At 62.3% G+C, this 19725-nt stretch carries 16 protein-coding genes; 6 read left to right on the plus strand and 10 right to left on the minus strand.

The window, feature by feature from the left end; genetic code table 11:
• Positions 1-47 precede the first annotated feature (47 nt).
• From NIBR502773_RS21120 to NIBR502773_RS21140, 5 genes are all read right to left on the minus strand, one after another.
• Positions 48-1181 carry an OpgC family protein gene (locus NIBR502773_RS21120; protein ID WP_141156865.1) on the minus strand — a complete coding sequence of 378 codons (1134 nt, stop codon included), beginning with the start codon at positions 1179-1181 and terminating at the stop codon, positions 48-50.
• 132 nt (positions 1182-1313) lie between these two features.
• On the minus strand, positions 1314-1610 hold the full coding sequence (locus tag NIBR502773_RS21125; protein ID WP_141156866.1) for a cupin domain-containing protein: 297 nt from the start codon (positions 1608-1610) through the stop codon (positions 1314-1316).
• 63 nt (positions 1611-1673) lie between these two features.
• On the minus strand, positions 1674-3293 hold the full coding sequence (locus NIBR502773_RS21130) for an FMN-binding glutamate synthase family protein (RefSeq protein ID WP_065938672.1): 1620 nt from the start codon (positions 3291-3293) through the stop codon (positions 1674-1676).
• An 81-nt stretch (positions 3294-3374) separates the two neighbouring features.
• On the minus strand, positions 3375-5639 hold the full coding sequence (locus tag NIBR502773_RS21135) for a glycoside hydrolase family 3 N-terminal domain-containing protein (protein WP_141156867.1): 2265 nt from the start codon (positions 5637-5639) through the stop codon (positions 3375-3377).
• On the minus strand, positions 5636-7216 hold the full coding sequence (locus tag NIBR502773_RS21140; protein WP_257228301.1) for a glucan biosynthesis protein: 1581 nt from the start codon (positions 7214-7216) through the stop codon (positions 5636-5638). The genes NIBR502773_RS21135 and NIBR502773_RS21140 overlap by 4 nt, the downstream gene beginning before the upstream one ends.
• Positions 7217-7585: 369 nt before the next feature.
• Between NIBR502773_RS21140 and NIBR502773_RS21145 the strand changes: the two genes are divergently transcribed.
• Positions 7586-8176 (plus strand): hypothetical protein, encoded by a 591-nt coding sequence (locus tag NIBR502773_RS21145; RefSeq protein ID WP_115487706.1) that lies wholly within the window; start codon positions 7586-7588, stop codon positions 8174-8176.
• Between the two features lie 45 nt (positions 8177-8221).
• On the opposite strand, the gene NIBR502773_RS21150 is transcribed toward NIBR502773_RS21145, so the two are convergent.
• Genes NIBR502773_RS21150 through NIBR502773_RS21165 form a run of 4 tightly spaced genes read right to left on the minus strand, consistent with a single transcriptional unit; the run spans position 8222 to position 14291 of the window.
• On the minus strand, positions 8222-9601 hold the full coding sequence (locus NIBR502773_RS21150; protein WP_141156869.1) for an ATP-binding protein: 1380 nt from the start codon (positions 9599-9601) through the stop codon (positions 8222-8224).
• Complete coding sequence (locus NIBR502773_RS21155; RefSeq protein ID WP_115487708.1) at positions 9598-11412, minus strand: DAHL domain-containing protein; 1815 nt, start codon at positions 11410-11412, stop codon at positions 9598-9600. Before NIBR502773_RS21155 ends, NIBR502773_RS21150 begins: the two co-directional genes overlap by 4 nt.
• A 10-nt stretch (positions 11413-11422) precedes the next feature.
• The gene (locus NIBR502773_RS21160; protein ID WP_141156870.1) at positions 11423-12391 is read right to left on the minus strand and encodes a cytochrome-c peroxidase; all 969 of its coding nucleotides are present in this window, start codon (positions 12389-12391) and stop codon (positions 11423-11425) included.
• A 25-nt stretch (positions 12392-12416) separates the two neighbouring features.
• Entirely contained in the window at positions 12417-14291 is a 1875-nt protein-coding gene (locus NIBR502773_RS21165; RefSeq protein WP_065938678.1) for a bifunctional diguanylate cyclase/phosphodiesterase, read from the minus strand.
• 219 nt (positions 14292-14510) lie between these two features.
• Between NIBR502773_RS21165 and NIBR502773_RS21170 the strand changes: the two genes are divergently transcribed.
• The 3 genes from NIBR502773_RS21170 to NIBR502773_RS21180 are packed head-to-tail and all read left to right on the plus strand — an operon-like array spanning position 14511 to position 16785.
• Complete coding sequence (locus NIBR502773_RS21170) at positions 14511-15827, plus strand: HD domain-containing phosphohydrolase (RefSeq protein WP_141156871.1); 1317 nt, start codon at positions 14511-14513, stop codon at positions 15825-15827.
• A 32-nt stretch (positions 15828-15859) separates the two neighbouring features.
• Positions 15860-16273 (plus strand): NUDIX domain-containing protein, encoded by a 414-nt coding sequence (locus NIBR502773_RS21175; protein ID WP_092487404.1) that lies wholly within the window; start codon positions 15860-15862, stop codon positions 16271-16273.
• A 5-nt stretch (positions 16274-16278) separates the two neighbouring features.
• Positions 16279-16785 (plus strand): GNAT family N-acetyltransferase, encoded by a 507-nt coding sequence (locus NIBR502773_RS21180; RefSeq protein WP_141156872.1) that lies wholly within the window; start codon positions 16279-16281, stop codon positions 16783-16785.
• A gap of 49 nt (positions 16786-16834) precedes the next feature.
• On the opposite strand, the gene metR is transcribed toward NIBR502773_RS21180, so the two are convergent.
• Positions 16835-17752 (minus strand): transcriptional regulator MetR, encoded by a 918-nt coding sequence (gene metR / locus NIBR502773_RS21185; protein WP_027604617.1) that lies wholly within the window; start codon positions 17750-17752, stop codon positions 16835-16837.
• A gap of 182 nt (positions 17753-17934) precedes the next feature.
• On the opposite strand from metR, the gene NIBR502773_RS21190 reads away from it, so the two are divergent.
• Positions 17935-18954: an alpha/beta fold hydrolase gene (locus tag NIBR502773_RS21190; RefSeq protein WP_115487713.1), complete on the plus strand. Its 1020-nt coding sequence runs from the start codon at positions 17935-17937 to the stop codon at positions 18952-18954.
• A gap of 55 nt (positions 18955-19009) precedes the next feature.
• A complete protein-coding gene (locus NIBR502773_RS21195) occupies positions 19010-19663 on the plus strand; it encodes a DsbA family oxidoreductase (protein ID WP_141156873.1) in 654 nt (217 codons plus the stop codon).
• Positions 19664-19725: the final 62 nt, after the last annotated feature.

Genomic DNA, 19725 nt, shown 5'->3' on the forward strand with positions numbered 1-19725 from the left:
AAGTGGAAGGCAGATGGAAGCACCGCGCATACCGGCGCTGGGGCTATCTATTTAAGGGCCGGCGCCTCGCCGCGCAGCGCCAGGTCCAGGCGCTTGTTGAACTCCAGCCACGCTGCCAGCCCGGCCATCAGCGCCAGCCCCAGCAACGCGCTGAAAACCTGCATCGGCCAGGCATCCTCGACCTGGGCGTTGAGCATGTCCGCCAGCGGTGCCAGCAGCACGCCGAGGCAGAACACCTCCAGGGAGTAACGGCCCATGCGGCAGCTTTGTTGCGCCCACCAGGTTTGCGTCCAGCCGCGACCCGGCAACAGCTTGGCGGTGACATAGGCCAGGGCCAGGAAGTGCAGCAGGCGCAGCGGCGACAGGTCGGTCTTGCTGATGGGATAGATCAGGTCGCTGAGCCACGACGGCATCAACGCGTCATGCACCTCGGGCCAGCGCCATGACAGGGTCAGCACACACGCCACCACGGTGTACACCGCCGCCGCCATGAACAACGGCTGGCGCTTGAGCGGGCGCTGTTCCGGCGGTCGCCCTTGACTGGCCTGCAGCGCCGCCGCGCCACCGAGAATAAACAGGAACTGCCAGGTCACCGGGTTGAAGTACCACACGCCGTCGGCAATCGCCCGCAGGTTCCAGCCCATCCACGGCGCCAGCAGATACACCGTCGCCGACGCGGTCACCACCAGCCAGGTGTGGCGCAGCAGCAGCGGCAATACCAGCGGCAACCCCGCCAGCAGCACGATATACAGCGGCAGCGGGTCCATCAGGTTGGGCTTGAAGCGCAGCAGCAGCTCATCGGTGAGGGCCTGTTGCGGGTGGGTGACGAAGTGCGTCAGGCCCATCTCTTGAACCAGATCGCGGGTTTCCACATGGCTGTTGGCGAAGAACACGATGCCCATCAGCATCGCCAGCAAAAAGATATGCACCACGTACAACACCCAGGCGCGGCGCAGGATTTTCAGCGAGGCAATCCAGTAGCCGTCGCGTTGCAGGATCTTGCCGTAGGCCAGCACTGCGGCGTATCCGGCGAGGAATACAAAGACCTCGGCCGCATCGCTGAAACCGAAATTGCGCAGGGTGATCTGGCCGAGAGGATTGTGGGGGACGTGATCCCAGAAAATGAAGATCAACGCCAGGCCCCGAAAAAAATCGATGCGTGGGTCGCGTCCGTTCAGCATGGCAGCGGGCTCTTGAACAAAAGGTTTAGTAATGACTGGCGAGCGTGCAGGTTGTCGTACGCCGCACGTCGGGCGGGCGCAGGTTGGCGGTATTTGTAAGCAATTGCAAAGGTTGGGTATTACTGAATGTCTCTAGGCGTCAATGATCACCAGGGTGCCCTGGCTACCTGGAAGTACGGCATGAGCGGTGCCCGCTTCCACGAGGTACATCTGGCCGGTCTCTACGTGGATCTCTTCATCAGCGATGCTCAGGCGCAAATGGCCGCTGATCACCAGTAGCCCTTCGTTGTAGTCGTGCACTTCTTCTTCGTAAGCCTGCTCATCCATGCGCAACACCTTGATCCGCGCCGGGCCGACCTGGCCCAGGCGTATCGATTTCCAGCTGTCAGGCAGTTGCCCGGCGATTGCAGCGAAGTCCAGTAACGGCATGTGAATCTCCTTGTTTCTACGATGCCGTCGGTGGTCCGGTTCAGCAGGAAAGGGGGGTGCAGGTTATGCAGCCACCACCTCATGGGGCTCAAAACTGTCCGCCCGCGCCATCTGCCACATGCGCGAATAGAACTCGCCATTCACTTCGCCGGTGAGCAACTCGCCAGGCTTGAGGAACACATGCAACTGCGAGAACAGCTTGATCTCGGTGGCCGACATGCGTCGTACCAGATGCTTGGCCGACAGCTGCGACGGGTGATCCAGGCCTGCCGCCGCGAGCATTTCGGCCAGGGCCTTGAGGGTGTTGCGGTGGAAGTTGAACACCCGCTGGGCCTTGTCCGGTACCACCAGAGCACGTTGGCGCAACGGGTCCTGGGTGGCGACGCCGGTCGGGCACTTATTGGTGTGGCAGCTTTGGGACTGGATGCAACCGATGGCGAACATGAAGCCGCGCGCCGAGTTGGCCCAGTCGGCGCCGATGGCGAGCACGCTGGCGATGTCGAAGGCGCTGACGATCTTGCCGCTGGCACCGAGCTTGATCTTGTCGCGCAGGTTCAGGCCCACCAGGGTGTTGTGCACGAACAGCAGGCCCTCGCGCAGCGGCACGCCGATATGGTCGGTGAACTCCACGGGCGCGGCGCCGGTGCCGCCTTCCTTGCCGTCGACGACGATAAAGTCCGGGAGGATGCCGGTTTCGAGCATGGCCTTGGCAATGCCCATGAATTCCCACGGGTGGCCCAGGCAGAACTTGAAGCCCACCGGCTTGCCGCCGGACAGTTCACGCAATTGGGCGATGAATTGCATCAGCTCAATGGGCGTGGAGAACGCGCTGTGACGTGACGGCGAGATGCAGTCTTCGCCCATCAGGATGCCGCGGGTTTCGGCGATCTCTTGAGTCACCTTGTGCTTGGGCAGGATGCCGCCGTGGCCGGGTTTGGCGCCCTGGCTCATCTTGATTTCGATCATGCGCACCTGCGGGTTCTGCGCCTGCGCGGCGAAGCGCTCCGGGTCGAAGCGGCCATCGCTGGTACGGCAGCCGAAGTAGCCGCTGCCCAGTTCCCAGGTCAGGTCGCCGCCGTTTTCGCGGTGATAGGGGCTGATGCTGCCTTCGCCGGTGTCATGGGCGAAATTGCCGAGCTTGGCGCCCTGGTTGAGCGCGCGGATCGCATTGGCGCTCAACGAGCCAAAGCTCATTGCCGAGATATTGAACACCGACGCCGAATACGGCTGCGTGCATTGCGGGCCGCCGACCATCACGCGAAAGGCGCTGGGGTCGCTCAGCGGCGCGGGGCGCATGGAGTGGCCGATAAATTCGAAACCCAGCTGGTACACATCGATCAGGGTGCCGAAGGGTTTGTCGGCGGTTTCGTTCTTGGCCCGCGAGTACACCAGGGATCGCTGCGAGCGCGAGAAGGGCAGGGCGTCGCTGTCGGACTCCAGCAGGTACTGGCGGATTTCCGGGCGGATGGCTTCTACCAGGTAACGGATATTGCCCAGGATCGGGTAGTTGCGGCGCACCGCATGGGGGCTTTGCAACAGGTCGAAAATACCGATCAGGCTCAACACGCCGGTGACCAGGGTGATGGGCCACAGCCATTCGTGTTGGATAAAGGGCAGGCTGGCGAGGGTGAAAATGACGCACACGGCAAAGAAGGCGTAACGGCTTAGCAAGGACAGGCTCATACGGTTTCCTTGGGTTCGGACTCTCAGGTCGATCCGGCATTCTGCGCCAGTAATGAAACGCCAGACAACCTGCAGGTGGACTCAGTTTGATCCCGGTGATGGGACGGACTGGTCCGAAATAGACAAGGCGCGGCTATCGGTCAGTTCAAACCGGGCCTGGTTTTCGGTGGTCGAATCTGCCCCGACGAAGACGGTGAACGTGCCGGCCTCAATCACCGGCGAAAAGTTGCTGTCCAGCAGGGCAAAGTCCGCCTGGTCAAGGGTGAAGGTCAGCTCCCGCGCCTCGCCGGGCGCCAGCTGCACTTTGCGGAAACCGCGCAATTGGCGAACCGGGCGGGTCACGCTGGCGACATCATCGCGCAGGTATAACTGCACGATTTCTTCGCCTGGGCGCGCTCCGGTATTGGTGACGGTGACCGCCACGCTCAGCACTTGGGTGGACGCCAGCCGCTGTGTGCTGAGCCGCGGTGCGGAGTAGCTGAACGAGGTGTAGCTCAGGCCGAAGCCAAAGGGATACAGCGGCGTCCAGTGTTCATCGATGTAGGCGGAGGCATAATGACCATCGCCGCTGGGCGGACGACCGGTGTTTTTGTGCGCGTAGTAGAGGGGAATCTGCCCCACGCTGCGGGGGAACGTGATCGGCAGTTTGCCGCTGGGGTTGACGTCACCAAACAGAATGTCGGCCACGGCATGGCCCATCTCACTGCCCAGGAACCAGGTTTCCAGCAGCGCCGGCGCCTGGCGCACGTTTTGCGAGAGCACCAGCGGGCGGCCATTCATCAACAGGATGACCACGGGTTTGCCGCTGTCCAGCAGGGCACGCAACAGCGCCTCCTGGGCACCCGGCAGGCCCAGGTCCGCGCGACTGCGGGCCTCGCCGCTCTGATCGGCGCGCTCGCCGAGCACGGCGACCACCACTTCGGCGCGGCGGGCGGCCTGCCGGACCTCGTTGAGGTTCTGAGTCTCGGTGCTGATGGGCGAAGCGCCGGGCAGGTAAACCACCTCGGTGCCAGGGGCGACGGCGTGGCGTATGCCCTGCAAGACCGTGATCGAATCTTCCGGACGAGCCGCCAAGGCCCAGGGACCGAGCGTGGCCTCGGCATCCTTGGCCAGGCTGCCGACCACCAGCACGTTGCGCAGGTGCTTGGACAGCGGCAGCAGGGCGTCGGTGTTTTTCAACAATACGATGGACTTCTGCGCGGCCTCGCGCGCCAGTGCCCGGTGCTGCGGGGTCAGGACATTGGCCCGTTGCCGCGCCTCGTCGCTGTAGCGGTAGGGATCGTCAAGCAGTCCCAGGCGCTGCTTGGCCTGGAGTACACGGCGCACCGCATTATCCACGGCGGTCAGGGGAACCTGGCCAGTGCGCACAAGGGTGGGCAGGTATTGGCGGTACGTCTGGCTGACCATGTCGATGTCCACCCCCGCGCTGAACGCCAGCCGTGCCCGGTCGGCCGGGCTGCCGGCGATGCCGTGCTGGCTCAGCTCCCAAATGGCGTTGAAGTCACTGACAATGAGGCCACGGAACCGCCACTGATTGCGCAGCACACCGGTCAACAGCGCGGTGTTGCTGTGCAGGGGCGTTCCGGCCAGTTCGTTGAACGAAGGCATGATTCCATCGACGCCAGCCGCCACGGCGGCCTGGAAAGGCGGGAAGTACACTTCCCGCAAGGTGCGTTCCGACACGTCGGCGACGTTGTAGTCGCGCCCGCCTTCGGCGGCACCGTAGGTCACGAAGTGTTTTGCGGTCGCCAGCATATATGACGGGTCGGCAGGCCCGGCGCCGTGGAACCCCCGCACCTTGGCGCTGGCCAGCGCTGCGCCCAGGAACGGATCTTCGCCGGTGCCTTCCACCACACGGCCCCAACGCGGGTCGCGGGCAGTGTCGACCATGGGCGCGAAGGTCCAGTGTATGCCGCTGGCCGTCGCTTCAACGGCCGCCGCGCGAGCGGTTCGTTGTGCCAGGTCAGGGTCCCAGGCAGCGGCTTCCGCCAACGGCACGGGAAATACGGTGCGAAACCCGTGGATCACATCAAAGGCAAACAACAACGGTATAGGCAGACGCGAACGGGTGACGACGTGTTCCTGCAACCGGCGGGTCTGTTCGACGCCGTAGGCGCCAAGGACCGAGCCCACGGTGTTCATGGGCAGTTGCGCCAGCTCGCCTGGGTCAATGACCGGGCCGGTAGGTGTGTCCTGGACGCCGAGCTGGCTGAGTTGGCCAACTTTTTCTTCCAGCGTCATTTGCTGCAACAAGGCCTCTACGCGGTCCTGCTCGCCGGCGTGGAGAGCGTTGCCGCTGACACTGAACACCACGCAGAACAGCGCCCATTGGCCGCCGAGCCTCATGGAATATTGCCGGTGTCAGCCGTTGAAGGGGTACCGATTGCCGTCGATTCGGAGTGGAAGGGATGGTACTGATACAGCCAGGTTTCTGACAGCGGCTGGCCGTCCAGGCGCAGGAACAGGCGCAATTCCACCGGGTCCTTGCCGTCGACGCTCAGGTCGAACTGTGCTCGCCAATGGCCGGCGACGCCGTCCGGCACCGCTTCGGTAAAGACCCGGCTGAGGGCGCCCCTGGAGCAACTGATCACGGCCTCGGGCTTGACCCCCGGTGCGAGTTTTTCCAAGGGGGCGCCCTGGAATTCCACCACGAATTTACGTACCCCCAGCGGGCGCGGCTCGCCCGGTGAGCCGCCTTTGCCCAGGCGTGTGGCCACGCACGCCGCCAGTGGCGAAACGTAGGGTTCCCGGGCCAGCCAGTGCAGGCGATAACGCAGCGCATAACGGTTGCCCGCTTCCGCCGGGGCCGAGGGTACCCACATCGCGACGATGTTGTCGTGGATCTCGTCGTCGGTGCCGTTTTCCATCAGTTGCACGCTGCCTTCGCCCCAATCGCCCAACGGTTCGACCCACAGGCTGGGGCGCCGTTGGTAATTCACCCCATCGAGGTAGTGGTCGAAATTACGGTCGCGCTGTAGCAGGCCGAAGCCCTTCGGTTGACGATCACTGAACGCCGAAACCAGGGTGCGTGGCGGGTTGTTCAAGGGCCGCCAGATACGTTCTCCGTTGCCGGTCCACAGCGCCAGGCCGTCACTGTCGTGGACCTCAGGGCGCCAGTCGGCGGCGGTGCGCTTGGCGGTTTCACTGAACCAGAACATCGAGGTCAGCGGCGCAATGCCCAGCCGGCTGACGTTCTTGCGCAGGAAAAACGTGCAGTCGATGTCCATGACCACGCCCTGTGTACGGTGGATCACGAAACGGTAGGCGCCGCAGATACTGGGGCCGTCGAGCCGCGCGTAGAGGGTCATGGCGTTTGTGTGCTGGTTCTTTGGCGGCTCGAACCAGATGTGGGTGAAGTCGGGGAATTCTTCGGCCTTGCCGGCTTGTGCCACATCCAGGGCAATCGCCCGTGCCGACAGGCCGTACTGGTACAACTCGCCGATGGCCCGGAAGTACGACGCGCCAAGAAAGGCCACCCAGTCGTTTTGTTGCCACGCCAGCCTGGCCTGGTCGCCCAGGCGGCTTTCCTGGATACGAAAGCCGGCAAATCCACTGTTACGGGGCAGGGCATGGGCCGGGCTGTCGCCCGGCATATCAAAGTGCGCCGGGTCGTAGACGATCTCGCGGGCGATGCCGTTGTCCAGCACATACAGCCTGACGGGCGTGCGAAAAAACGACCCCAAGTGAAAGAATGTCACAGGGAACTTGCCCGGGCCTTTGGCGAACAGGGCGTGCTCGGGTTTGAAGCGGATTTGGCCGTGGGCGGCGTAGTCGAGCCGCGCCAGCAGCGCGGCCGATGCAGTGCTGGGGTAGGTGTAGGGTTTCAAGGCATCGGCTTGTGCCTGTTCGATCAAGCCTTCGAAGGAAAAAGTACTGGACGGGTCGGCTGTATCGGCCGCCGGGGCGTCCCTGCCCAGTGGCATGAGCAAGGCGCCCAGTGACGCGTATGTGAGGAACTCGCGGCGCGTAGACATGGTGTCATTTCCTTCGACGATGAGAGCCCAGGCCTCACGTTCAGCACGCCACCGGCATGCAATCGTGTTGCTTGTGTGGAGTGTCGAGTCGGGAAAAGGGTCTGTCTACTGTCAGAAATAACAGGTTGCGAGGGCAGGCAGATCAATGATCTGAGCAGGTTTTGAAAAGGTCGATCGTTCTGCTGCGTCCGCGGCGAAATCGTGGCCAAGGGTTGGCCATGCAGGTGTCCATTTCAGAGGCCTTGGCGTGCGGAACTCATCGGTCGCCCCTGGCCACTTAAACGGGAGTTCCCCAACCTTTCCCAAAGTGAGCCGACCATGATTAGCAATATCAATACTGCCCTGACCGCAGTGGATCTGCTGACACGCTTTGCCTCGTCGTCGCAGATGCCTTCTACCACGCCTCATCCTGTGCCAGACAGCGCGCGGTTCTTTACGTCGACACCCCGCGAATCTGCCCCCTTCATGGCCAATGGCAACCCTTTGGTCAAGTCCAGGCTCTATCAGCAAATGGCACCGTCATTATCGGCGCAAGCGCCCGTAGCCGCCGACCGCAGCTGGGTCCAAAAGGCAAGTGGCGACATCGCTCGGCACACCTGGTTTATTCCCGGCTTGAGCAACATGCTTCATGGGCTGGAAAAGTCAGATGGCAGTGTAGACGGGATGATGGACGGGTTGAAAAGCGGCCTGGATAAAACCCTGAAGACGGGTTTGGCCACAGCGATTGCGGGGGCGGCGAAGGGCGATTGGGTGTCGGTTCTAAACGGATACGGACAAGCGGTCGCCCATAACGAATCCACACCCAAGTCGGTCAAGTCGACGTTGGGGCTGACCCAGGCGCTGGGGGGCACGTTCACTGCCGCTGCTGGGTTTGCAGGAACGCTGAAAACAACGCCGACCGGGATTTGACTTCCCTCGTCCGAGCGATGTCCTTAACGGCGCGGACGGCGTGCCCTACGCCGCCGTCTGCCGAATCGGCAATACCACGCGAAACTTCGTGCCCTTGCCCAGTTCGCTGCTGACAGAGATATCGCCATGGTGTTTCTTGACGATGCCGTAGGAGAGTGACAGTCCTAACCCAGTGCCTTCCCCCACCGGCTTGGTGGTGAAAAACGGGTCGAAGATTTTCTGCACCGCCTCGGGGGCAATCCCGCAGCCGTTGTCCGCCACTTCCAGCCACACGTGCTCGCCTTCCACACCGTTGCTGATGGTGATGATGCCGCGCTCCGGCCCCATGGCCTGAGCGGCATTGATCACCAGATTCATCACCACCTGATTGAGCTGCGAGGCCAGGCATTCGATCTCTGGCAGCGGTGCGTAGTGCTTGACCACATCGGCCTTGTACTTGAGTTCGCTGGCAACGATGTTCAGCGTCGAATCGATGCCCTGTTGCAGGTTTGCGAATTGCCAGGTCTGGTCGTTGTCCACCCGCGAGAAGTTTTTCAGGTCCTTGACGATCTGCACCACGCGGCCGATGCCCTCCTTGGACTCGTGGATCAACACCGGAATGTCTTCCTGTAGAAACTCCAGTTCCAGGCGGGTGCGCAAGGCCTTGAGCTGCTCGTGCTGTTCACCCGTGGCGAGGCTTTCTTCGGCCTGCCGGTAAGCCTCCAGCATCTGTTGCAACTGGGTGAAGTAGCCGTCGAGGGTGCTGAGGTTGGACGAGATAAAGCCTACCGGGTTATTGATCTCATGGGCCACGCCCGCGGCGAGTTGCCCCAGGGAGGCGAGTTTTTCCGACTGCACCAGCTGGCTTTCCAGGTGCTTGCGTTCTTCGATTTCAAGCTGCAGCGCGTGGGTGCGTTGTTCCACCAGCCGTTCCAGATGAGTGGTTTGCAGGGTGGCGCGACGGGCCATGTCCCATTTATTGGCCAGGGTGTTGGCCATCTGCTGGACTTCGATGTTATCGAACGGTTTTTTCAGGATCAGCAAGCGATCATGGCCTTGCAGGCGGTCGAGCAGGTCCTCCCAGGAATAGTCCGAGTACGCGGTGCACACCACTACTTGCAGGTCGGGGGCGACTTTCCAGAGCTCTTCTATGGTCCTCGCGCCGTCCCAGCCCTGGGGCATGCGCATGTCGACAAACGCCAGGGCATAGGGCTGCTGGTGTGCCATGGCGGTGATGAGCAGCTGCAGGCCTTCTTCGCCGCCGTAGGCCGAGTGCAGGTCGAAAGGGGGAGCCGTGGGTTTGCTGGTTTCACCGAACAGTGCCGACTCCATGTCATCCAGCTCCTGGTTGGATTCAGTGGGCGGCATCAGGATCTTGCGAAAATCCTCATGAATCGACGGCGTGTCATCAATCAACAGGATGCGCCGGTTGGGAGGCTGGTTCATACGAGGCTTCCGGCAGGAATGAGGGGGATCGTCAGGGTGAATAGCGCGCCCAGGCCCGGCCCGTCGCTGTGGGCGCTGAGGTGGCCGTCCATTTCGACGGCGGCCAGCGCGCAGCTGTGCAGCCCGAAACCGTGGCCTTCCTTGCGGGTGGTAAAACCGTGGGTAAATATCCGGGTCATGTTCTCGGCAGGTATGCCTTCGCCTTCGTCCTTCACGCTGATCTGCAACCTGTTGTCCTCCAGCGACTGGACCGTGAGGGTCATCTGCCGTGGCCGGTCAGTGAGGTTGGACATGGCGTACTTGGCGTTGCTGATCAGGTTGACCATGATCAGCAGCAAGCGGTGTTTGTCCGCGAGGACTTCCGGCACCTGCCCGTAGTGCTTGACCACTGTGACATTGTGCCGGCTCAGGGCCCCCGCGTTCATGCGCAGGGCGTCTTCCATCAAGGTGCTGATCTGCACCGGCTCCCTGAGCGAGGGCGCGCCCGCATAGGATTGTTGGGTGGAGACGATGTCCTTGATGTGGTCCACGCTTTTGCTCAATTGCCCCAGTTCCTCGATCAGGCCTTGCTGCTCGACGGCAATGGCGTCCACCAACTGGTTCAAGTAGCCGGGCAGCAACTTGCCCTTCTCATCCTCGGTGATAAAAGTGCCCAGGTCGCCCTGGCGTTCGTTGATCAACTGCATGGCCTTGCCCAGGCCCATTGCCTTGCTGCTGCGCAGTTTGCGGGTGACCAGGTCGGCGGAGATGTTCACGCTGTTAAGCACGTTGCCGACGTTGTGCAGCACGTTGGTGGCGATCTCCGCCATTCCGGCCTGACGTGCACTGTCCATCAGCTCGCTCTGGGCATCCTTGAGCTGTCGGGTGCGCCGTTCCACGCGCTGTTCGAGGGTTTCGTTCACCGCCTGCAAGGCGCGGTTGACACGGTTGATCTCGGCGAAACTGCGCAGCAGGCGAATCGTCAGGTACAGCAACAGGGCCACCAGCAGTGTGGAGAACACCAGCAGGTAACGGTGGTATTGCTGCTCGACCCGGTCCAGGGCCTGTTGGTCCAGGTTGAGGTGGGTGGTCAGGTCATCCAGGCGTTCGGCTACCGGAATGGCGGCGATCTGGTCGAGCAACGTGTTCACCACCGGCTGTTCACGCAGGATCAGTTCGATGTGATTGCTCAGGATCTCCACCGGGCCGCGGAATTCGCTGGGCAGCAGTTCCTGGTTGACGGCCAGCTTGCCCAGGCCGACAAGAATGTCGGCGGCGCGCTCGTCGCTGGTGACCTGGGCGAATTCAAGGCTGCTGAGCAGCAGGTCGTAGGTGTCGGTGGCCACGCTTTGCAGTTGCGCTTTTGTATCGTCGTTTACCTGGTTGAACTGCGCCTGGATATCGTCTTCGGCGGTCGGCAGGAAAGCCAGGGAGTTGCGCAATACCGCGTTATGGGACTTGAACTGGTCGACGCGCCGGGCCTTTTCCTGGATGGCCGCTTGATAAGCCTGCTGGCTGGCTTGCCAGGCGGGCAGGTCTTGCGGGCTGTGGTACGAGCCGCGTGCTTCCAGCTCGGCCCACAACCGGGTCATTTCCGTCAGGGGCGTCACCAGGGGGTCGTAGTTGTGGGTGATGGCGATCCTGGCCTTGAGGACTTCGCTGTCCCATTGGGCATTGAGTTGCTGCAACTGCCGGATCAGATCCCGGGAGTGGGTGTAGGAAGACGCCTGGTCGCTGGACGACTTGATGTACAGAAAGATCAGGGTCGAGGCCAGCAACAGGGTGATCAACCCCAAGGCCAACTGGCTGGTGCGGCGGCGAGAAAGGGTCATGACGGTCTGCTCATAAAGGCTTGCCTTTCCATTCGCCGGTCAGGGTCTTGAGAAACTGGATGATCAGGTCTTTATCCTCCTGCGAAGGGTTGCGCCCCAGTTGGAACTTGAACATCACGTCGACGGCTTCTTCCAGGGTCTTGGCCGAGGCATCGTGAAAATACGGGGCCGTGACCGCGACGTTACGCAGGCTGGGGACCTTGAACACGTGCCGGTCTTCCTCATCCTTGGTCAGCAGGTAGCGCCCCAGGTCCGACTCGACGGGGTTGCCGCGCACCTTGAAGTAGTCGCCCATCACGCCGAATTTCTGGAACATGTTGCCGCCGATGTTGATGCCCTGGTGACAGGCGATGCAACCATAATCCTTGAAGCGCTGGTAGCCGTACTTTTCCTGGATCGTGAGGATGTCCGTGTTGCCCAGCAGGTACTGGTCAAACCGTGAGTTGGGCGTCAGCAGCGTGCGTTCATAGGTGGCCAGGGCGTTTTGCACATTGGCGGCGGTGACGCCATCGGGGTAGGCCTGTTTGAACGCTGCCTGGTAGGCGGGCAGGGCGGTCAGGTTCTGTACCACGGTGTTCCAGTCGCTGCCCATTTCCACCGGGCTGATGACCACTTGCTCGACCTGCGCTTCCAGGGTGTCCACGCGGCCATTCCAGAACTGTTTGAAGTTCAGGCTGGCGTTGAAGACCGACGGCGTATTGATCTCCACGGGCTTGCCGTCGAAACCCAGAGAGAAGGGCCTGGTGTCGGCGCCCCCGGATTCGAGGTGATGGCAACTGGCGCAAGACAGCGTGTTGTTCACTGACAGGCGCGGCTCATTGAACAGCTGGCGGCCCAGCTCGACCTTGGCCGCATCCAGGTGCGGCGCCGGCGGCAGGGGCTTGAGCGCTTCGTCCAGCGGCGCGGCCGTCACGGTCGTCCCCAGGCACAGCCCCAACGCGAGGATGGAACCGAAACGGTAGGTTGAAACGTCGCTCAAGCGAGCACTCCTTGCAGGCATAGGGCTATTGGTCGGGCATCAGTGTGGGGCTGCCCACCTGCAGCAACTGGGCGAAATCCTTCGCAGGCACGGCCTTGCTGAACAGAAAGCCCTGGCCTTCTTCACAGTGCTGGGCTCTCAGGAAGTCCAGCTGTTCGACGGTCTCCACCCCTTCGGCGATGATGTTCAGCTCCAGACTCTTGCCCATGCCGATGATAGCGCTGATCAGCTGCGCGTCCTGGCTATTTTCGTGCAGCCCGCGCACGAATGATTGGTCGATCTTCAGCACATCGATGGGAAAGCGTCGCAGGTAGCTGAGGCTGGAGTAGCCGGTGCCGAAATCATCCAGGGCCAGGCGCACGCCCATGGCCTTGATCCGGTTCAGGATATCGACCGTATCGTCGACATTCTGCATCAGCACGCTTTCGGTGATTTCCAGCTCCAGCTGGTTGGGCGGCAGGCCGGTCTGCTTGAGGATGGCGGCCAGGTTGTCGACAAACTCCCGCTGGCGGAAGTCGATGGCCGAGATGTTCACCGAGATGCGCAGCGGCGCCAGGCCCATGGCGCGCCAGGCCTGTGCCTGTTCGCAGGCGTGGCGCAGCACCCATTGGGTCAAGGGCACGATCAGCCCGCTGTCTTCGGCCACCGGAATGAAGTCGGCCGGGTGGACCCAGCCCGAGCGCGGTTGAAACCAGCGGATCAGCGCCTCTGCGCCGAGGATCCGCCCGGTTTTCAGGTCCAGCTTGGGCTGGTAGTGCAGCGCAAACTCATCGTGCTCCAGGGCCTGGCGGATCGCGCTTTCCAGGTTCTGCTGGTGCCGGGCGCGCAGGTTCATGTCTTCGGTGTAGAAACTCAGGTCGTCCGGGCCACGCTCCTTGGTGGTGTGCATGGCGGTTTCGGCGTGCTTGATCAGTTCCACCGCAGTGCTGCTGTCGTTCGGGTAGATGCTGATGCCGAGGCTGGCGGTGACGCTCAGGTCGTGCCCCGCGACATGCCGGGTAACGCTGATGGCCTGGAGCACCTTCTGGGCGATGTGCTGGGTTTGCTGGGGATGCTGGACATCATTGAGCAGGATCACAAACTCGTCCGAACCATAACGAAACACCGAGTCCGACTCACGCACGGCCGCCACCAGGCTTTGGCTGACCTGCTGGAGCACCTCATCCCCCACCGGATAACCCAGGGCGTTGTTGATGCGCTTGAAGCGGTCGAGCCCGATAAACATCACCGCCAGTTGCGTGTCATGGCGCCGGCCCAGGGCAATGGCCTGGGTCAGGCGGTCGCCCAGCAGCGTGCTGTTGGGCAGCTCCGTGAGCGCGTCGTATTGCAGCAGGTGCGAGACTTTCAGCAACTCCTGCACGCGTTCCTCAATCGTGCGTTCGAGCCCGATCACCTTGAGGGCGGCATCCTGGGCGAGCTGCCATTTCCACGTAAGGGCGCTGGCCATCTGGCGGATTTCCAGGTGGTCGAAGGGCTTCTTCAGGATCAGCAACTGGTCGTTGTACTTCAATCGCGCCTCGATCGCTTCAAAGGAATAGTCGGAATAGGCGGTGCACAGGGCGATCTGCAGGTTGGGATCGACGTTCCACAACTGCTCGATGGTTTGCAGGCCGTCCCAGCCGGGCGGCATGCGCATATCGATGAACGCCATGGCGTAGGGGGTGTTGGTTGCCAGGGCCCGGTTCACCAGATCCAAGGCTTCCTGGCCCTGGTAGGCGGAATCGAGGATAAACGCCTGGCGAGCGACGGTGGTGGTGCCGAACAGGGTCTGCTCAAGGGTATCCAGGGAGGGCTCGGCGTCGGCGTCGGCGCACAGGATCTTGCGAAAGTCCAGGTGGATGGACGTGACATCATCGACGATCAGGATGCGACGGTTGGCCCGCTCAGGGTTCGGGTTCATAGTGCGCGCCTTATCTGCAAACGGTTCGACGGCATAACCATTCCTTCCTTGGTTCCGTGGCTGAGCGGGGCGCAGGCCTGCCGTGACAGTGTAGTCGAGGTCCCTTGAATTCGGCGGCCAGTTGGCGTCAAATCAACCCCGCGCCTTAAGCGAGGGAAGACGGCTTGGCACACGGGTTCAAATCAGCTCAATTCAGTTCAATGTGAAGGCGCAGCAGGCATGGATGAACAACTTGCGACGAAACCCACTATTTTGCTGGTCGACGATGAAGAGTCGATTCTCAACAGCTTGCGTCGCCTGTTGCGCGGCCAACCCTTCGATGTCGTGCTCGCGGGCAGCGGCGCCCAGGCCCTGGAGATCATGGCCGCCCAGCCCATCGACCTGGTGATGAGCGATGCGCGCATGCCCGGCATGGACGGCGCGCAACTGCTGGCCGAGGTTCATCGCCTTTATCCCGCCACCAGTCGCATCCTGCTCACCGGCTACGCCGACCTGCCGACGATCATCAAGGCAATCAACGAAGGGGCGATCCACCGCTATATCGGCAAACCCTGGAACGACGACGAACTGAAGCTGATCCTGCAGCAGGCCCTGGAATTTCAGCGGCTGGAGCGCCTGGCCCATCAGCAGAACGACCAGCTCAAGCTGTTGAACGCGACCCTGGAAAAACGCGTGGCAGCACGCACCAGTGAGTTGCAACAGACCGCCGACATGCTCGACCTGGCCTACGACGAGCTCAAGCGCAGCTACGTGACCGGCACCGAAGTGTTTTCGTTGCTGGCCAACCTGCGCCTGCCCAAGAACAAACAGACCAACCGTGCACTGATCGAACTGGTGCGGGTGTACTGCACCGCCCAGTCCATCGACGAAGCCAGCGCCCGCGACATGGCCATGGCCGCCGCGTTGTACAACATCGGCAAGCTGAGCTGGAGCGACAGCATGTTGATCGAGCCGGCCGACAAGCTGCACAGCACCGATCGCGAGCGCTACCGTGGCTATCCGGCCCAGAGCGAATCGCTGCTGATGACCCTGGAGCCGATGAAGGATGCGGCGCGGATCATCCGTCATCACCAGGAACGCTGGGACGGCAGTGGCTTCCCCGACCACCTCAAGGGCGATGCGATTCCGTTCGGTTCACGCCTGCTGAAACTGGCGGTGGACTTCATCGAGTTGCAGAAAGGCCTGATTCTTGAGCGGCACCTGAACAGCGATGAAGCGCTGTTGTATATCCGCAAGTATGCCGGGCGCCTCTACGATCCGGACCTGGTCGAGGACTTCATCCTGGCGTGCGCTGCGTTTCTCAGTGATGTGACCCTGGGCGATCCCTCGGTCAAGGTGCTCACCACCCGTGAGCTGGAAGACGGTATGGTCCTGGCGCGTAACCTCAACGCCGATAACGGCATGTTGCTGCTTAACGCCGGCAAGGTGCTGAACCTGCCGTTGGTGGACAAGCTGATTGCGTTCGAGGCGATGGAAGGCGCCAAGTACAGCGTGTTCATCAAGGAGCCGGACGAGAGCGAAGGGGTGCTCCATTAATTTTCATTGTTTGAGTTCAAGGTTTTCAGTTTATGCCTAGCACTATCCGTATCGCCGCTGCCCTGCTGATCGGCAGCGACGGCCACACCTTGCTGGTGCGCAAGCGCGGCACCCAGGCCTTTATGCAACCCGGTGGCAAGATCGACGCCGGTGAGCAGCCCGCCGAGGCCCTGGCCCGCGAGCTGTACGAAGAGCTGAACCTGCGCATCGAGCCCGGCGACGCGGTCTACCTTGGTCACTTCTCGGCCCCCGCGGCCAACGAACCGGGGTTTACCGTGGACGCTGAATTGTTCCAGGTGCAGATCGATGTTCCGGTCAGCCCGGCCGCTGAAATCGAAGAGGTGCGCTGGATCGACCCGGCCGGTGATGGCGGCCTGGTGCTGGCGCCCTTGACCCGTGACCTGATCCTGCCGTTTTACCGCGCGTCACTGACCACGCCGGCCTGACGCGAATGAACGTGCGTGCGCTGGGGGCCAGCGATGCCGAGGCTTATCGGGCGTTGATGCTGGAAGCCTACGGCGCCTATCCCCAGGCGTTCACTTCCAGCGTGGCCGAGCGTGCGGCGATGCCGTTGAGCTGGTGGGAAAAACGCCTGGAGAGTCCGCTGGATCGTTTGCTCGGCGCGTACGTCGACGGGGAGCTGGCCGGCATCGTTGGCCTGGCCTTCGAGCCTCGGGAGAAGGCGCGGCACAAAGTGACCCTGTTCGGCATGTACGTGACCCGGGCGCACCAGCACAAAGGCCTGGGCCGGCGATTGGTCGAGGCCGCGCTGGATGAGGCACGCCAGCATCCGCGCCTGAAAGTGATCCAACTGACCGTCACCGCCGGCAACGACGCGGCGTTTGCGCTGTACCGACGCTGCGGGTTTATCCAGTACGGCCTGGAACCGTTGGCGGTGCGGGTGGGTGTGGACTACTTCGACAAAATCTACATGTGGCGCGAACTCAACGCTGACTGAGAGCCAATGTGGGAGGGGGCAAGCACCCCACATTTAGAACCGTAGTGTTTCAGCGCACCGCGCTCACGCCATCCAGCGTTGAAAACGACGTGTCTTTGGCCGTCAGCAAAAAATCGCGCATATACGGCGCATCCAGCATATCCGCACGAATCCCCGCATACAGCGTCGCAAACAAGCCTTTCTCGCCCAGGCGCTTGGCCTTCACGTAGCCGCGCGAGCTGTATTCATGCAGGGCCCAATGGGGCATGCCGCACACGCCGCGGCCGCTGGCGACCAGTTGCATCATCATCACCGTCAGTTCCGAGGTGCGCACCTGGGCCGGTTCCACGTCGGCCGGTTCCAGGAAGCGGGTAAAGATGTCCAGGCGGTCACGCTCCACCGGGTAGGTGATCAGGGTTTCGCTCAGCAGGTCTTCGGGCACGATGTACGCCTTGTTCGCCAGCGCATGCTGGTTGGCCACGGCGAGCATGGCTTCGTAGGTGAACAGCGGCACATAGGTGATGCCCGGCAGCTCCAGCGGGTCGGATGTCACCACCAGGTCCAGGTCGCCACGGGCCAGGGCCGGCAGCGGCGCGAACGCAAAGCCCGAGGCCAGGTCCAGCTCGACTTCCGGCCAGGCATCGCGGAACTGGTCGATGGTCGGCATCAGCCACTGGAAACAACTGTGGCACTCGATCGCCATGTGCAGGCGTCCGGCGGTGCCACCGGCCAGGCGCGCGATATCGCGCTCGGCACCACGCAGCAGGGGCAGGGTGGCGTCGGCCAGTTGCAGCAGGCGCAGGCCGGCGCTGGTGAAGCGCACGGGTTTGGTCTTGCGCACGAACAGCGGCATGCCCAGGCGCTCTTCCAGCTCCTTGAACTGGTGGGACAGCGCCGATTGCGTCAGGTGCAGACGCTCGGCGGCCTCCACCAGGCTGTCGGCCTCGCGCAAGGCATGCAGGGTCTTGAGGTGACGGATCTCGAGCACGGGCTCTCCATGAAGACAATTTGTGACGAAGCGGGATAGCGTGAGTTTGTCTCATGTTGCAAGCTGTGTCGACCACGACCGCCGGGCACTCTTCATCAAACTGTCATGGAACTGTGGCAGCGCCATTGAACAAACTTCATCAGACTCGCGCTCTACTGGGGTTCTGCGTTTCGGTGTTTTTCATGCGCGTGTTGCTTTTACTGGCCGCTCTACTGTTCGGCCTGCCGTCTTTTGCGGCGTCTCGATGTGATGTCAATGTCCCGACCCAAACGGTCGACCTGGCCCAGGTGAGTATCGCCTACCAGAGTATCGGCCGTGCGTCCGACCCGGCCTTGCTGCTGGTGATGGGCCTGGGCGGGCAACTGATCCACTGGCCCGACGAAGTCGTCGTTGCCCTGTGCCAGCAGGGTTTCCGGGTAATCCGTTACGACAACCGCGATGTCGGCCTGTCCACCTGGCGCCAGGCGCCGGCGAACGCCAACCTGACCTTTGAAGTGCTGCGCTACAAGCTCGGCCTGCCGGTATCGGCGCCGTACACGCTGACGGATATGGCCGATGACGCCCTGGGCCTGATGGACGCCTTGCAGATCCAACAGTTCCACGTACTGGGCGCAAGCATGGGTGGCATGATCGCCCAGCACCTGGCGGCGATGGCGCCCCAGCGCGTGGAAAGCCTGACCCTGGTCATGACCAGCTCCGGCGCCGAAGGCTTGCCGGCCCCGAATGCGGCGCTGGTGCAGTTATTGTCGCGACGCAGTGCGCCGAATCGTGAAGTGGCGCTGGAGCAGCAGGCCGATTTGCTCGCGGCGCTGGGCAGCCCGACGGTGAAGGATGATCGCCAGGTGTTGCTGCACCAGGCGGCGCTGTCCTATGACCGCGCCTTCAACCCGGACGGCGTGAAGCGCCAGATCATGGCGATCCTCGCCGAACCCAGCCGTGTGCCGCTGCTCAACCAGCTGCGCGTGCCGACACTGGTGGTCCACGGCACCGCCGACCCTTTGCTGCCGGTGATGCACGGCGTGCACCTGGCGGCGCATATCCAGGGCAGCCAGTTGAAGTTGATTCCCGGCATGGCCCATCGTTTCCAGGAAGCGTTCAAGGTGCCGCTGCTGACGGCGGTGCTGCCTTACCTGCAGGCGCATCGTGAAGATGCCGCCCATTGGGCGCAGATCGATCCGGTCGGGCCTTCGAAGCTGCTGTGACATTGGTGTATCGTGCACCCTTTACGGCGTATTGAAGCCTGCGAGGTTGCCTGTCATGAGTACTCCCCTGAAAATCGATTTCGTCAGCGACGTGTCCTGCCCCTGGTGCATCATCGGCCTGCGCGGCCTGACCGAAGCCCTCGACCAGCTTGGCAGCGAGGTGCAGGCCGAGATCCATTTCCAGCCGTTCGAACTGAACCCGAACATGCCCGCCGAAGGGCAAAATATCGTCGAACACATCACCGAGAAATACGGCTCCAGCGCCGAAGAGTCCCAGGCCAATCGTGCGCGTATCCGTGACATGGGCGCCGAGCTGGGCTTTGCCTTCCGCACCGACGGCCAGAGCCGTATCTACAACACCTTCGACGCACACCGCCTGCTGCATTGGGCCGGGCTCGAGGGCTTGCAGTACAACCTCAAGGAAGCGTTGTTCAAGGCTTATTTCAGCGACGGCCAGGCCCCTTCCGATCACGCCACCCTGGCGATCATCGCCGAAAGCGTCGGCCTGGGTATAAAGCGCGCCGCCGAGATTCTCGCCAGCGATGAATACGCCGCCGAAGTCCGTGAGCAAGAGCAGTTGTGGATATCCCGTGGGGTGAGCTCGGTGCCGACCATCGTGTTCAACGACCAGTACGCCGTCAGCGGTGGCCAGCCGGCGGAAGCCTTTGTGGGGGCGATTCGCCAGATCATCAACGAAGCTAAAAACTAAAATCGAACACTGATCCAAATGTGGGAGGGGGCTTGCCCCCCAGAGCGGTGCACATTCAACAT

The sequence above is a fragment of the Pseudomonas sp. NIBRBAC000502773 genome, from assembly GCF_006517195.1.
Lineage (GTDB): Bacteria > Pseudomonadota > Gammaproteobacteria > Pseudomonadales > Pseudomonadaceae > Aquipseudomonas > Aquipseudomonas marginalis.